Annotated in this window: 12 protein-coding genes; 9 read left to right on the top strand and 3 right to left on the bottom strand. The window is 68.0% G+C overall.

Going from position 1 to position 14,719, the window contains the following annotated elements:
- Positions 1-234: 234 nt before the first annotated feature.
- From C380_RS23780 to C380_RS23745, 8 genes are all read left to right on the top strand, one after another.
- Positions 235-1,365: a homoserine O-acetyltransferase gene (locus C380_RS23780; protein WP_015016397.1), complete on the top strand. Its 1,131-nt coding sequence runs from the start codon at positions 235-237 to the stop codon at positions 1,363-1,365.
- A complete protein-coding gene (metW, locus tag C380_RS23775) occupies positions 1,362-1,946 on the top strand; it encodes a methionine biosynthesis protein MetW (RefSeq protein WP_015016396.1) in 585 nt (194 codons plus the stop codon). Before C380_RS23780 ends, metW begins: the two co-directional genes overlap by 4 nt.
- An 83-nt stretch (positions 1,947-2,029) precedes the next feature.
- A complete protein-coding gene (locus C380_RS23770; RefSeq protein WP_015016395.1) occupies positions 2,030-3,163 on the top strand; it encodes a glycerophosphodiester phosphodiesterase in 1,134 nt (377 codons plus the stop codon).
- A gap of 236 nt (positions 3,164-3,399) precedes the next feature.
- Positions 3,400-4,233: a hydroxypyruvate isomerase family protein gene (locus C380_RS23765; protein WP_015016394.1), complete on the top strand. Its 834-nt coding sequence runs from the start codon at positions 3,400-3,402 to the stop codon at positions 4,231-4,233.
- A gap of 159 nt (positions 4,234-4,392) precedes the next feature.
- The gene (locus C380_RS23760) at positions 4,393-6,456 is read left to right on the top strand and encodes a methyl-accepting chemotaxis protein (RefSeq protein WP_015016393.1); all 2,064 of its coding nucleotides are present in this window, start codon (positions 4,393-4,395) and stop codon (positions 6,454-6,456) included.
- Between the two features lie 99 nt (positions 6,457-6,555).
- On the top strand, positions 6,556-7,782 hold the full coding sequence (locus tag C380_RS23755; protein ID WP_015016392.1) for a GGDEF domain-containing protein: 1,227 nt from the start codon (positions 6,556-6,558) through the stop codon (positions 7,780-7,782).
- A gap of 69 nt (positions 7,783-7,851) precedes the next feature.
- Entirely contained in the window at positions 7,852-9,333 is a 1,482-nt protein-coding gene (locus C380_RS23750; protein WP_015016391.1) for a M20 family metallopeptidase, read from the top strand.
- Between the two features lie 149 nt (positions 9,334-9,482).
- On the top strand, positions 9,483-10,361 hold the full coding sequence (locus C380_RS23745; RefSeq protein WP_015016390.1) for an alpha/beta hydrolase: 879 nt from the start codon (positions 9,483-9,485) through the stop codon (positions 10,359-10,361).
- A 69-nt stretch (positions 10,362-10,430) separates the two neighbouring features.
- Here the strand turns inward: C380_RS23745 and C380_RS23740 are convergent, their stop codons facing one another.
- Together C380_RS23740 and C380_RS23735 are read right to left on the bottom strand one after the other, a co-directional pair.
- Positions 10,431-10,913 (bottom strand): YidB family protein, encoded by a 483-nt coding sequence (locus C380_RS23740; protein ID WP_015016389.1) that lies wholly within the window; start codon positions 10,911-10,913, stop codon positions 10,431-10,433.
- Positions 10,914-11,043: 130 nt separating this feature from the next.
- Entirely contained in the window at positions 11,044-12,414 is a 1,371-nt protein-coding gene (locus C380_RS23735) for a M20/M25/M40 family metallo-hydrolase (protein ID WP_043567062.1), read from the bottom strand.
- 158 nt (positions 12,415-12,572) lie between these two features.
- On the opposite strand from C380_RS23735, the gene C380_RS23730 reads away from it, so the two are divergent.
- The gene (locus C380_RS23730) at positions 12,573-13,499 is read left to right on the top strand and encodes a LysR family transcriptional regulator (RefSeq protein ID WP_015016387.1); all 927 of its coding nucleotides are present in this window, start codon (positions 12,573-12,575) and stop codon (positions 13,497-13,499) included.
- Here C380_RS23730 and C380_RS23725 read toward each other — a convergent pair.
- Positions 13,485-14,669: an MFS transporter gene (locus tag C380_RS23725; protein ID WP_015016386.1), complete on the bottom strand. Its 1,185-nt coding sequence runs from the start codon at positions 14,667-14,669 to the stop codon at positions 13,485-13,487. The genes C380_RS23730 and C380_RS23725 overlap by 15 nt on opposite strands.
- Between the last annotated feature and the right edge of the window lie 50 nt (positions 14,670-14,719).

The raw sequence follows: 14,719 nt of genomic DNA, 5'->3' as shown, positions 1-14,719 counted from the left end.
CAACGGGCTGGGCGACGCGGCGCTGCTTTGGTATATTTGCCAGACGCGCCGATTTGCCACAGCTTGCGGGCGCTTTATAAATTCTGCTAAAGACCCGTCCGACACACCTGCCCGGCCTCGTTTTTAGCGACGCCGGGTATTTTTTTGCCGAGGTTTTGCCCTCGGCGACAGCGGCTCCCCAGGGGGCTGCGGCGGTTGCAAGCGGTGGAACGTGAGGGCTTACCCGTTCCAACTATGTCGTTCATCGCCACACCCCAGTCCATGCATTTCCCGGAGGTGCTCCCGCTGCAAAGCGGCGCGTCGATCCGCGACTACCACCTGGCCTACGAAACCTACGGCACGCTCAATGCCGACCGCTCCAACGCCGTGCTTGTGTGCCATGCCCTCAACGCCTCGCACCATGTAGCGGGCGTGTACGCGGGGCAGGACAAGAGCGAGGGCTGGTGGGACAACATGATCGGCCCCGGCAAGCCCGTGGACACCGACCGCTTCTTTGTCATCGGCGTGAACAACCTGGGCTCGTGTTTTGGCTCCACCGGGCCCATGCACCACCACCCGGACACCGGCGAGGTTTACGGCGCGGACTTTCCGGTGGTCACGGTGGAAGACTGGGTCAACGCCCAGGCCCGCCTGCTCGATCGCCTGGGCATCACGCAACTGGCCGCCGTGCTGGGCGGCAGCCTGGGCGGCATGCAGGCGCTCAGCTGGACGCTGCAGTACCCCAAGCGCATGCGCCACGCCGTGGTGGTGGCCAGCGCGCCCAACCTGACGGCCGAGAACATTGCCTTCAACGAGGTCGCCCGGCGCGCCATCGTGACCGACCCGGACTTCCACGGCGGCCACTTTTACCGCCACGGCGTGATCCCCAAGCGTGGCCTGCGCATTGCCCGCATGATCGGCCACATCACGTACCTCAGTGACGACGTGATGAACGAGAAGTTCGGGCGTCAGCTGCGTGAAGGCATCGATCTGAAATACAGCACGCAGGACATCGAATTCCAGATCGAAAGCTACCTGCGCTACCAGGGCGACAAGTTCAGCGACTACTTCGACGCCAATACCTACCTGTTGATCACCCGGGCGCTGGACTACTTCGACCCCGCGCGCGCCCATGCCGGCAGCCTTACGCGGGCCCTGGCCCGGGCGCAGGCCAGGTTTCTGCTGGTGAGTTTCACCACCGACTGGCGCTTTTCGCCCCAGCGCAGCCGCGAGATCGTCAAGGCCCTGCTCGACAACCGCCGCAGCGTGAGCTACGCCGAGATCGATGCGCCCCACGGGCACGATGCCTTTTTGCTGGACGACGCCCGCTACATGGGCGTGATGCGCTCTTACTTCGATAGCATTGCCAAGGAGTTGCAAGCATGACGGACAAAGCGGCAATGCAAGCCCTGGCGCGCCTGGTGCCCCCCGGCTCGCGCGTGCTCGACCTGGGCTGTGGCAACGGCGCCATGCTCGACTACCTGCAGCGCGAGCGCGGCTGCAGCGGCTACGGCGTGGAGATTGACGACGCCAACGTGTTGGCCTGCGTGCAGCGCGGCGTGGATGTGATCCAGCTCAACCTCGACGAGGGGCTGGCCATGTTCGACGACAACAGCTTTGACGTGGTGCTGCAGATCGACACGCTGCAGCATTTGCGCAATGCCGAAACCATGCTGCGCGAGACAGCGCGTGTGGGTCGCACGGGTGTGGTGGCCTTCCCCAACTTTGCGCACTGGCCCAACCGCCTGTCCATCCTGCGCGGGCGCATGCCCGTGACGCGGCGCCTGCCCTACCAGTGGTACGACACGCCCAACATCCGCGTGGGCACGTACAAGGACTTCGAGGTGCTGGCCACCAAGAACAGCCTGCGCATCCTCGACTCCTTTGGGCTGCAGGACGGGCAGGAGGTGCGCTGGCTGCCCAACGCCCGTGCGGGCACGGCCGTCTTCCATTTCGAGCACGCATAGTGCTTACCGGGGTGTACGCCCCGGCGACACACCGCTGTCAACCGCATCGGCTAAGGTGCAGGCTCCATTTGGAGGAGACCCGCATGAAACGCATTGCACTGCGCGCCGTGACCGCTGCCGCGCTGCTCACCACCTGGGCGCTGGGCGCCGTGGCCCAGGCCTGGCCGCCCACACCCACCGTGATTGCCCACCGGGGCGCTTCGGCCCTGCGGCCCGAGCACACGCTGGCCGCGTACCAGAAGGCCATTGACGATGGCGCCGACATCATCGAGCCCGACCTGGTGATCACCAAGGACGGCGTGCTGGTGGCCCGGCACGAGAACGCGATCGCCATCCTGAACGCCGACGGCTCGGTGAAGGAAGCCACCACCGACGTGGTGGACCGCCCCGAGTTCGCGGGCCGCAAAACCACCAAGACCATCGACGGCCAGGCCATCAACGGCTGGTTCACCGAGGACTTCACGCTGGCCGAGCTGAAAACCCTGCGCGCCCGCGAACGCATTCCCGCGCAGCGCCCGGCCAACGTGGCCTACAACGGTCAGTTCGAGGTGCCTACGCTGCAGGAGGTGATCGACCTGGCCAAGGCGGCCACGGCCAAGACAGGTCGCACCATCGGCATCTACCCCGAGACCAAACACCCCACCTACTTCCAGTCTATCGGCCTGCCGCTGGAGGCGCCTTTGCTGGCCGCGCTGGAGAAGAACGGCTGGAACCACAAGGACGCGCCCGTGTTCGTGCAGTCGTTCGAGGTCAGCAACCTGCAGGCGATTCGTAAGCTCAGCAGCGTGCGCCTGGTGCAGCTGGTGGCGCCCTCGGGCCGGCCCTATGACTTTGTGGCCCAGGGCGCGGCCAACACGCGCGGCTATGCCGACCTGATCACGCCCGAGGGCCTGAAGCAGGTGGCCACCTACGCCAACGCCATCGGCCCGTTCAAGACCCTGGTGGTGCCGGTGAAGGACGGCGTGCCCGGCGAGCCCACGCCCCTGGTTGCGCAGGCCCACGCCGTCGGGCTGGCCGTGCACATCTGGACACTGCGGCCCGAAAACGCCTTCCTGCCCGCCGGGCTGAAGAAGGCGCCCACCACCGATGGCACCGTGCGCGGCGACAGCGTGGCCGAGATCACGGCCTACCTGCGTGCGGGCATCGACGGCTTCTTCACCGACGACTCGGCAGTAGGCCGTGCAGCCGTGTTGGCGGCGGGAAGCCGGGCCAAGTAGACAGAGGTGGGGGCGCCGCGCGGGGCGCTGAAGCCCGAGCTGGCTCTCTCCCACCTGTGCCGCGCATCTCATCGCATCGCATCATTTTCACTACTGTTTTGATAGCTGCTCGGGCATGATCGACTAGCGCTACCGGCCTGTAGGGTATTGAATCTGCCACCAACAGGCCCCGCGCGGCGGCCCGCAGGCTGCGGCGCGATAAGCTGGCAGGGTTTCGACTGCTGCCCCGTTGCCCCATGCCCCAGTTCGCCGCCCACCTGAGCCTGATGTACCCCGAGCTGCCCTTGCTCGACCGTTTTGCGGCGGCAGCGCGCGACGGCTTTCGGGCGGTGGAGCTGCACTTTCCCTACGCTGTCGACCCCCGCGAGATCGCTGCCCGGCTGCAGGACAACGGCCTGCAGCTGGTGCTGTTCAATGCCCCCGCAGGCGGGTTCGCGCCCGCCGACATGGCCCACGCCTGGGACCAGGGCGCACGCGGCCTGGCCGCGCAGCCGGGGCGGGAGGCGGAGTTTCGCGCCGGCGTGCTGGAGGCCCTGCGGTATGCCGAACGGCTGGGCTGCCCCCGCATCAATGTGCTGTGCGGCACCGTGCCGCCTGGCGTGGAGCGCGAATCGCTCAAGGCCTTGTGCGTGGACAACCTGCGCTGGGCGGCAGACCAGGCGGGCCGCGCGGGGTGCGACATCCTCATCGAACCCACCAACCTGCGTGATGTGCCGCGCTATTTCTTGAACCGGCAGGACCACGCGCACGAGTTGCTCGACGCAGCCCAGGTGCCGCACCTGAAGGTGCTGATGGACCTGTACCACTGCCAGCTGGTGGAGGGGGACCTGCACGGCAAGCTGCAGCGCTACCTGCCCACGGGTCGCGTGGCCCACATCCAGGCGGCGGGTGTGCCTGCGCGCAATGAGCCCGACCGGGGCGAGCTGCACTACCCGTTCCTGTTCGACGCTATCGATGCCCTGGGCTACACGGGCTGGGTGGGTTGCGAATACAGCCCGTCGGCAGGGACATCGCAGGGGCTTGGCTGGCGGGACTTGGCCCTGCGCAACGGCCCCCAGCACCCGGCCTAAATCGTTTCGCGGGCCGACTCCAGTACGCGCGAATGCGTAAGGGAATGCGTGAATAAATGTAACAAGGTGCTGGGCTTAGAGTGAAAGCAGACCGGCCCAGTCGGCTTTTGCATTCCTTGGCGCATCGCCTTGCGCATCCCAATTCAGGAGACACCCCGCATGCCCGCATCCCTTGCCAACAACCGATCCGTCGCGCGCCAGGTCACGTTGACCGCCATTGCGCTGGTGGCCCTGGTGCTGGTGCTGGTGGGGCTGGCGATTGCCGTGCTGACCGAGCGCAGCACCCGCGCGCAGGTGGTGGCGAGCGTGGGGGATACGGCGCAGAGCGTGGCGCAGTCGCTGGACGCGGCCGACAACACCAACCGCGAGCTGGTGCAGCTGACCATGAAGGGCTTCCAGCGCTACTTCGAGGCCACCATGCAGCTCGACGAGGCCTCGGGCGAGCTGCGCAGCTACGGCGCGCTGGTGAACGAGGACTATGGCTCGGTCGACAAATTCGCCAGCGAGACCGGCGGCATTGCCACGGTGTTCGCCAAGAAGGGCGATGACTTTGTGCGCATCACCACCTCGGTCAAGAACGACAAGGGCGAGCGCCAGATGGGCACGCCGCTCGGCCGCACCGACCCGGCCTACGCCACGGTGTCCAAGGGCGAGCCCTACACCGGCGTCACGGTGGTGAACGGCAAGCCCTTCATGGGCCACTACCTGCCCGCCAAGGACGCTTCGGGCAAGGTCATTGCGCTGCTGTTCATCGGCAACGACATCAGCGTGTTCCACGCCATGCTGCAAAAACAAGTGGCGCAGACCAAGTTCTTCGAACACGGCGGCACCTATGTGATCAACCCCGGCACCTCGCTGGACCAGGCCGTGTTTGTGTACCACCCCACAGCGCGCGGCAAGCGCGTGCTGGAGGCCTATCCGCAGGCGCGCCCGTTTTTTGAAGCGCTGGCCGCATCGCAGGACGGCTTTGTGCGCGAGGCCGCAGACGTGCTGGGCACAGGCGCCGAGAACCCCTGGGCGCTGGTGCGCAAGACCGGTGGCGGCTGGTGGGTGGTGGCCGAAGTGGCCGACGGCGAGGCCATGGCCAGCCAGCGGCGCGTCACGCTGGCCGTGTGGGGCCTGATGGCCGTGGCCGTGGTGCTGCTGGCCATCGGCCTGTTCGTCATGCTGCGCCGGGGCGTGAGCCGCCCGCTGCAGGACCTGACCCAGGCCATCACGCTGGTCGCGCAGGGCGACCTGACCGAGGCCTTTCACACCACGCGGCGCGACGAGATCGGCGCGCTGGTGCAGGAGGTGGAGGGCATGCGCCAGCGCTATACGCAAATGCTGCAGCAGGTGCGCAATGCCGTCGACAGCATCACCACCGCCAGCGCCGAGATTGCCAGCGGCAACCAGGACCTGTCGGCCCGCACCGAGGCCACGGCCAGCAGCCTGGCGCAGACCGCACAAAGCATGGAGCACCTGACCTCCACCGTGCGCCAGTCGGCCGACGCCGCGCGCCAGGCCAACCAGCTGGCCAGCACCGCCGCCGAAGTGGCCGCGCGCGGCGGCCAGGTGGTGGGCGAGGTGGTCACCACCATGGGCGACATCAACCAGAGCTCGCGCAAGATTGCCGACATCATCGGCGTGATCGATTCGATCGCGTTCCAGACCAATATCCTCGCGCTCAACGCTGCGGTGGAAGCCGCACGGGCGGGTGAGCAGGGCCGGGGTTTTGCCGTGGTGGCCAGCGAGGTGCGCAACCTCGCCGGGCGCAGCGCCGAGGCGGCGCGCGAGATCAAGGCGCTCATCGGCGCCTCGGTGGAGCGGGTGGAGTCGGGCGCGCGCCTGGTGCAGAACGCGGGCAGCACCATGGACGAGATCGTGGGCTCGGTCAAACGGGTGGGCGACATCATTGGCGAGATCACGGCCGCATCGACCGAACAGTCCGACGGCATCGGCCAGGTCAACACCGCCGTCAACCAACTGGACCAGATGACCCAGCAGAACGCTGCGCTCGTGGAGCAGTCGGCCGCCGCCGCCCAGAGCCTGCGCGAGCAGGCCACCCGCCTGGCGGGCGCGGTGCAGGTGTTCAAGCTCTCGCGCGGCGATGGCGCAGCCACCCAGGGCGGCCTGGGCTACGCCCCCCGCACGGCCCTGGCCGCGCCCATGGCGCAAACCGGAGACGGCGAGGGACAGCACGCGCCCGGCAGCGGCGCCCGGGCGCCCGCCCAGCTGCAATAGGGCGCACCACCGGAGCGGGTGGTCATCCGGTGGTTTGCGACCTGTAGTCCTTGGTTTATGCTGGCCTGATTCCCGTCACTCCCCCGCCCACCTGCATCCATGGCCGCCCACGTCCCCACCATGCTGGCAATGATCATTGCCAGCTCTCTCATGATGGCGGCCTCCATGGCCGTGGTGGGGTGGGGCCGGCGGCGCGACGGCCTGGGCCGCTGGGCGGCGGCCCTGCTGGTCAATGCCATCGGCCACCTGCTGATCATGCTGCGCGGCCTGATCCCCGACCTGTTGTCCATCGTGGTGGGCAACCTGATGTTGTCCAGCGTGTTCGTGGGGATGATTGCGGCGGTCTACCAGTTCCAGGGGCGGCCCGTGCGCTGGGCCCTGTTGCTCGCGCCGCCGCTGCTGGTGCTGGTCTTTGTCTCTGTGTTCATCGACAACTTTCCGGCGCGGGTGAGTTTTGTGGGCCTGGTCATCGGGCTGCAGGCCGTGTGGGCGCTGCTGGCGGCGCTGTCGCACCGGCATGCCACCGTGGGGCGTGGGCAGTGGCTGCTGGTGGCGGGTCTGTCGCTGGAGGCCGTGGTGCTGGGGGGGCGTGCGCTGGTGGCCATCAGCACCCATTCCGAGGCTACCAACATCCTGCAAAGCAGTGCGCTGCAGACGCTGACTTTTCTGGCCACCTTCTCGGTGGTGCTCGTCAGCTCGGTGGGTTTTGTGTTCATGTCGCGCGACCGGGCCGACGAAAACAACCGCGTGCTGGCCGCGCTGGACCCGCTCACGGGCGTGGCCAACCGCCGCTCGCTGATCGCCGCGCTGGACCGCGATGTGGCCCGTGCCCAGCGCATGCGCGAGCCCATGGCGCTGATGATGGTGGACATCGACCACTTCAAGGACGTGAACGACCAGTACGGCCACCCGGCGGGTGACCGGGTGCTGTGCAGCGTGGTCAACGTGCTGCGCCAGCGCGTGCGTGCGCAGGACCTGGTGGGCCGCTACGGGGGCGAGGAGTTCATGGTGCTGCTGCCCGACACCAGCCTCGTGGGGGCCGAGCAGCTGGCGCGCGAACTGTGCAAGGCGGTCGAGGAGTCCCGCTGCCCAGCCGATGGCGTGCCCGGCCCCGGCATTGCCGTCACGGTGAGCATTGGCGTGTTTGGCGGGCGGCTGGAGTCCGGCGACAGCTGGGACATGCTGATTGCTGCCGCCGACCGCGCGCTGTACCAGGCCAAAAACAACGGCCGCAACCGCGTCGAGGTGGCCACGGGCCTGCGCCGCCCCAGCGCCCAGCTGGCGGCCCAGGCCAATCCCGAGACCCTGCCCGAGTCTCTGTATTGACCGATGGCGCCCGGCGGGGGGTTGTGTTGGAATGGCGGATTGATCACCTTCCGCCTTCAGGAGCCCCCCATGAACGCCCGCGTGCCCTCCCAAGTCCTTCAGCCTGAGCTTGCCCTGCAGCGCGTCAGCCAGGCCTGGGACAGCGACATTGTTCGCCAGCTCACCGACTACATCGCCATCCCTGCCAAGTCCCCCACCTTCGCGGCCGACTGGGCCGAGCTGGGCCTGCTCGACACCGTGGTGCGCAACGCTGCCGCCTGGGTGGAGTCGCAAAAGGTCGAGGGCCTGACGCTGGAAATCGTGCGCCTGGAAGGCCGCACCCCCGTGCTGTTCTTCGAGATCGCCGCCACCCAGCCCAATGCCACCGACACCGTGCTCATGTACGGCCACCTGGACAAGCAACCCGAGTTCTCTGGCTGGCGCAGCGACCTGGGCCCCTGGACGCCCAAGTACGAAGACGGCAAGCTCTACGGCCGGGGCGGCGCCGATGACGGCTACGCGGTGTACGCCAGCATCGCTGCGGTGCAGGAACTCAAGCGCCAGAACGTGCCGCACCCGCGCATCGTGGGCCTCATCGAAACCTGCGAAGAAAGCGGCTCGCGCGACCTGCTGCCCTACATCGATGCCTTGAAGCCCCGCATGGGCAACGTGGCGCTGGTGGTGTGCCTGGACTCTGGCGCGGGCAACTACGACCAGCTGTGGCTCACCACCAGCCTGCGCGGCATGGCCAGCGGCACGCTGAAGGTCGAGATCCTCACCGAAGGCATCCACTCCGGCGATGCCTCGGGCTTGGTGCCCTCGTCGTTCCGCATCATGCGGCAGGTGCTGGACCGGCTGGAAGACAGCGCCACCGGCCGCCTGCTGCCCGCCAGTTTCCATTGCGAAGTGCCCGCCGACCGGTTGGCCCAGGCGCGCGCCACGGCGGCCATCCTGGGCGAAGAGGTGTACAAGCGCTTCCCCTGGGCGCACTACGACTGCGGCGGCTCCACCGTGTTCGCCCTACCCACCACCACTGACCCGGTGCAGGCCCTGCTCAAGCGCACCTGGGAGCCCACGCTCAGCGTCACCGGCGCCGAGGGCTTCCCGGCGCTGCAGGACGCGGGCAACGTGCTGCGCCCCTACACCGCCTTCAAGCTCAGCCTGCGCCTGCCCCCGCTGGTGGACGCCGCCCAGGCCGTGCAGGATCTGAAGGCGCTGCTGGAAGACAACGCACCCTACCAGGCCAAGGTCACCTTCCAGAGCGGCGGCGGTGCCACGGGCTGGAACGCCCCGGCCACCACGCCCTGGTTCGAGCAGGCGCTCAACGAGGCCTCGCAGGCGCACTTTGGCGCGCCCTGCGGCTACATCGGCCAGGGCGGCACCATTCCGCTCATGAACATGCTGAGCGAAGGCTTCCCCACCGCGCAGATGATGGTCTGCGGCGTGCTGGGCCCCAAGAGCAACGCGCACGGCCCCAACGAGTTTTTGCACGTGCCCTATGCCAAGCGTCTCACCGCCTCTGTGGCGCATGTGATGGCGGCCATGGCCCGGCAGGCGGCTGCTACGGCCTGAGGCCCTGCGCAGCGCAGACCTGGCGACTGGGGAGCGGAGGAGCCTTGGAGCGGCTCACGGCGCACCCAGCGCGTGTTGTCCATTTTTTGCGCTGGGTTTTCCGCCCTGCCGGGTATGCTGCCCCACATGCCCTGATGGTCCCGCCTGACATGAACCCTGATGAACTGATTCCCTCGACCCTGACCACCTTCACCGCCAGCGATGGCGAAAACTTGGCTGTGCAGGACTGGCCCCTGCCGCAGGGCGAGCCCTGCCGGGGGATGGTGTTGCTGGTGCACGGCTTGGGCGAACATGTGGGCCGCTACGACGCGCTGGCCCGCCGCCTCAACGACTGGGGGTTTGCGGTGCGGGGCTACGACCAGTACGGCCATGGCGAATCGGCCGGGCCGCGCGGCGGACTCACGTCGGACATGCGGCTGCTGGACGATCTGGCGGACCTGGTGGACGCCACCCGCGCCCGCATGCCGGCAGGGCAACCCCTGGTGCTACTGGGCCACAGCATGGGCGGCTTGGTGGCCTCGCGGTTTGTGTCCCTGCACCTGCGGCCGGTGGATGCGCTGGTGCTGTCCTCCCCCGCACTCGATGCGGGCCTGGGCGCGGTGCAAAAGCTGCTGCTGGCCACGCTGCCGCGCATTGCGCCCAACCTGCGCGTGGGCAACGGGCTGGACGCGCAATACCTCTCGCACGACAGCGCCGTGGTGGCGGCCTACCTGGCCGACCCGCTATGCCACGACCGCATCAGCGCCCGCCTGGCCCGCTTCATTGCCGACGGCGGCCCCGCCACCGTGGCCCGCGCCGCGCACTGGAGTGTGCCCACGCTGCTGATGTGGGCGGGCAGCGACAAGCTGGTCAACCCTGCGGGCAGCCGTGCCTTTGCGGTCGCTGCACCCAAGGCCGTGGTGCATTCCCACTGCTTTGAGCCCCTGTTCCATGAGCTGTTCAACGAAAGCCCCGAACTGGCCGCGCCGGTGCTGGACCTGCTGCGGCAATGGCTGGTGCGGCGCTGCGCGGTACCTGCAAAGCCGTAGGCAGGCGCCGGGTGGTCTGATTTCAGAGAAAACGGCTGGTTGCGCTAGTGCAATATGACCCGGTTGCTATTATTTTTGAAGTAGGCCGCCGAGAATCCCCAGCAGATCGTTGGCATTGCCAAAACCGCCATGGGGCGCCTGGCCCTGGGGGCTCAGGTGGTCTACCAGGACCGGCAACACCTGCGCCAGCTGCCCCGCCGCAGCGCTGGGGCCTACGCCCAGTTGCGACGCAATCTGCGCCAGCGGGCCACTGCCCAGCACCTGGGACAGCTGCTCGCCCGATATTGCGTGGTTGGGCCCCGTGCTCAGCCAGGACGCCATCACATTGCCCAGCCCTGCCTGCTGAAACTTCGCCATCAGCCCCGGCAGGCCGCCCACCGGGCCATCGTTGCTGATCAGGGACATCACGGCCTGCACCAGCTGCGGGTTTTGTGCGGCCAGGCTCAGCAGGCCACCCAGGCCACCACCGGCCCCACCGGATGTAGCGGCGCCGTTACCGCCTTGCGACGCATTGTTGATGACGGCACCCAGAACGGAATCGAGCAAACCCATGGTGTTCTCCTGTAGAGGAATGAAGGGCGGCAGTGCGCCAGCCCGGACGGAACCATCCATGGTACGCACCTCGGCGGCGCCTTCGTGTCAACAATCGTGAACGGGGTGACGCCGCTGGGGTGCCACGCCACTACTTGGTGCGGGGTGGGCGCTTGTCGAGCAGCGGCGCACTCACACCTTGTACCCCCACCAGCCCCAGCACCGTGACCAGCGAGGTCTGGGCGCCCTTCCAGGCATCCGTCAGGTCGATCCATTCGGACAGCGCGTGGAAGCCGCCCGTCTTGCCGCCGCCCCCGATCACGATGGCGGGGATGCCCAGCGCCATGGGCACGTTGGCATCGGTGCTGGCACCGGCCAGCACGGTCTTGCGGCCAAAGGCGGTGTTGGCGCGCACGGCGGCCTCGACGATGAGGGTGTCTGCGGCGGTGCGGCCGCCGGGCCGGTCGCCGATGAGCTTGGTCGATGCGGTCAGGGTGTTCACGCCCCAGCGCGCGTTCTCTTCGGTCACGGCGCTGTCCACAGCGGCCAGCACCTGCTTTTCGGTGGCCAGCAGCGGGGCCATTTCGTCGGAACGGATGTCCACCGCCATGCGCGCATCGGGCGCGATGGTGTTGACGGACGTGCCGCCGCCCACCGTGCCCACGGTGAAGGTGGTCTTGGGGCTCTTGGGCGTGCGGATCTCCGCGATCTTTGCAATGGCGCGGCCCATGCCGTGGATGGCGCTGGGCACCTCGCCGAACGCGGCGTAGCTGTGGCCGCCCGGTCCCTTGAAGGTCACCTCGTGGCGGTGGCTGCCCGTGCCCAGCACCAGCACCGTGCCATCGGGCGCGGGCTCCAGCGCCACCATGCCGTCGATGTCCAGGTGCTCCTTGAACAAATGCTTCATGCCGCGCAGGTTGCCCAGCTCTTCCTCGCCCACATTGCCCACGAACACCAGGTCGCCCACGGTGGCGATCTTCTGGTCGTTCAGCACCTTGAGCCACGACAGCAGCACGGCCAGTCCGCGCGTGTTGTCGGAAATGCCGGGCGCATACAGCTTGCCGTCGCGCTCCTTCACCTTCACGTCGGTGCCGGAGGGGAACACGGTGTCCAGGTGGGCCGAGATGACCAGCTTGGGCCCGTTGCCCGTGCCCTTGCGCACCCCCACCACATTGCCTTCGGCGTCAATGGCGGCGTTGGTCAGGCCCAGGGCCTGGAGCCGGGCCAGGAAGGCTTCGGCACGCTTTTGTTCCTTGAACGGCGGCGCCTCGATCTCGGTGAGCATGCGCAGGTCTTCGGTGGCGCGGTCGTGGTCGGCCTTCACGGCGTCGAGCAGCTGCAGGATCTGGGGCGCGGCCATGAGCTGGCCGTAGGCCTTGTCCACGGCGGGACGCAGCGTGGTGGGCGTGGGCGCCACGGCGCCGAACTGCGCATGGGCGGCACCGGGCAGCAAGGCGGCGCAGGCGAGGGCCATGGCACCCGCAAGGGCTGTGGCACGGAAGGTATGGAGAGGGAGAGTCATGGTGATCCAGCGAAACACGAACACAAACGGAAGGAGTGACCGGCCTGTCCAGCCATCGTGGATGGAGCCGTGGGCCAGCATGCATTGCCATGCAATTGTTGGACCGAACCCCGCCCCCGGGCTCTGCTTTAATCTGCCCAGCCGACAGTTTTTCTTACATGCGCAAACACATCCCCAGCACCCGCGCCCTGCTTGTTTTTGATGCTGTGGCGCGCCACCACGGCGTGAGCAAGGCCGCCGAAGAACTCTGCCTCACCCACAGCGCCGTGAGCCAGCAGCTGCGCCTGCTGGAGGGCCAGCTGGGCCTGCAGCTGGTGCAGCGTGGCGCACGCGGCTCCACCCTCACCGACGTGGGCCGCCGCTACCACGCGCAGATCGTGGGCGACCTGCTGCGGCTGCAGAACCACACCCTCGAAGCCATGGCCCAGCGGCCCGATGGCGCGCGCCTGCTGGTGGGTTGCGTGCCGGTGTTTGCCGAGCGCTGGCTGCTGCCCCGGCTGCCGGCCTTCCTTGCACAGCACAAAGGCTGCAGCCTGCACCTGCAGGTGTACCCCACGCAGATCTACATGGCGGAGATCCCGTTCGACGTGGCCGTGCAGTACGACGACGCGGCCTGGCCCGGCGTGGTCCCCGCGCCCCTGATGCCCGAGGTTTGCGTGGCCGTGTGTGCACCGCAGTCGCGCCACCGGCGCGCGACAGAGCGCGGCGACTTCCGGGCCGTGCCGCTGTTGCAGCTCAGCTCCCGCCTGGGGGCGTGGGACGACTGGCTGGGCCGCGCGGGCATCACGCGCGTGCCGGCCCACACCCTGGGCGGCCACCGCTTTGATCTGTTCTCGATGCTGGTGGAGGCGGTGCACGCCGATCTGGGTATTGGCCTGGTGCCCCGGTATTTTGTGGAGCGCGAACTGCAATCGGGCGAGCTGGTGCTGGCCCACCCGCACCACGACAGCGGTGCGCGGGGCTACAGCCTGTTCGTGGCGCCGGGGCGCCTGGAAGACCCTGCGGTGGCGGCCTTTGCACAGTGGCTGCGTACCACGGCGCACGCCGAAGGTGTTGTGGCCGACCGCGCTTCAGGCACCGCTTGAAACGCGCTGGCGTTGCAGGCCCAGCCAGGCCAGCGCCAGCCCCGTCACCACAATCGGCACCAGCGAGCCGGCGTTCAGCAGCGTCCAGCCCTGTGTGGTGACCAACACGCCCGACGAAAACGCACTCAGCGCCAGCGTGGCGTACACGCAGAAGTTGATGGCCGCCTGTGCACGGTCCTTCTCTTCCGGGCGGTAGGCCGTCATGGCCAGCGTGGTGGAGCCGGTGAACAGGAAGTTCCAGCCCACGCCCAGGAAGAACAGCGCAATGCCGAAGTGGTGCAGCTCCACGCCCATCAGCGCCACGGCCACGCACGCCAGGTTGAGCAACACCCCCGTGCCCATGATGGGCAGCACGCCAAAGCGCTTGATGAGGTGGCCGGTGACAAAGCCGGGCGCGAACATGCCGATCACATGCCACTCCAGCACCAGTGCCGAGGCATCAAAGTCAAAGCCGCACACCTGCATGGCCAGCGGCGTGGCGGCCATCAGCAGGTTCATCACGCCATAACCTAGTGCGGCGCCCACGATGGCGACGATGAACGCAGGCTGGCGCATCAGCACTTTGAGCGGGCGGCCCTGCTCGCGCTGCCCCGCCGCATTGAGCACCACGGGCTGCGCCTCGAACCGGATGGCTGACATACACAGCATGGACAACAGCGCCACGCCGATCAACGCGATGTAGGCGCCCGCAAACGGCACCGGGAACAGCGTGCGCGTGGCACTGGCCAGGTTGGGGCCCGCCACCGCACCCAGCAGGCCACCGGCCAGCACCAGCGACACGGCCTTTTCGCGGTAGTCCGGCTTGGCCAGTTCGGCCGCCGCAAAGCGGTACAGCCCGCCATTGGCGCTGTAGTAGCCCGCCACCACCGTGGCCGTGCACAGCAGCCAGAAGCTGGCGCTGAAAGCCGCCCAGGCACACAGCGCGGCCGACACCACGGCCACGGCCAGCCCGATCTGGAACGACACCTTGCGCCCCCAGCGCGCCTGGCTCTGCGCCACCAGCGGCGTGGACAGTGCACCGCCCACCACGTAGCCCATCACCGGCAGCGTGGCCATCCAGCCAAAGGGCGCGAGCTGCAGGCCCACCAAGCCGTTGATGGCGATGAAGACAACGTTGTTGGTGAGGAAAAGGCCTTGGCACAGGGCCAGGAGCCACAGGTTCTTGTTCACGGCAGGGGGCGCTCGGGGCGGGCAGAGAGAGGTGCGTTGGGTGGGGGCTG

Origin of the sequence: Acidovorax sp. KKS102, from assembly GCF_000302535.1 — a bacterium.
Classification (GTDB): domain Bacteria; phylum Pseudomonadota; class Gammaproteobacteria; order Burkholderiales; family Burkholderiaceae_C; genus Acidovorax.
This window is presented reverse-complemented; position numbering and strand designations above follow the sequence as displayed.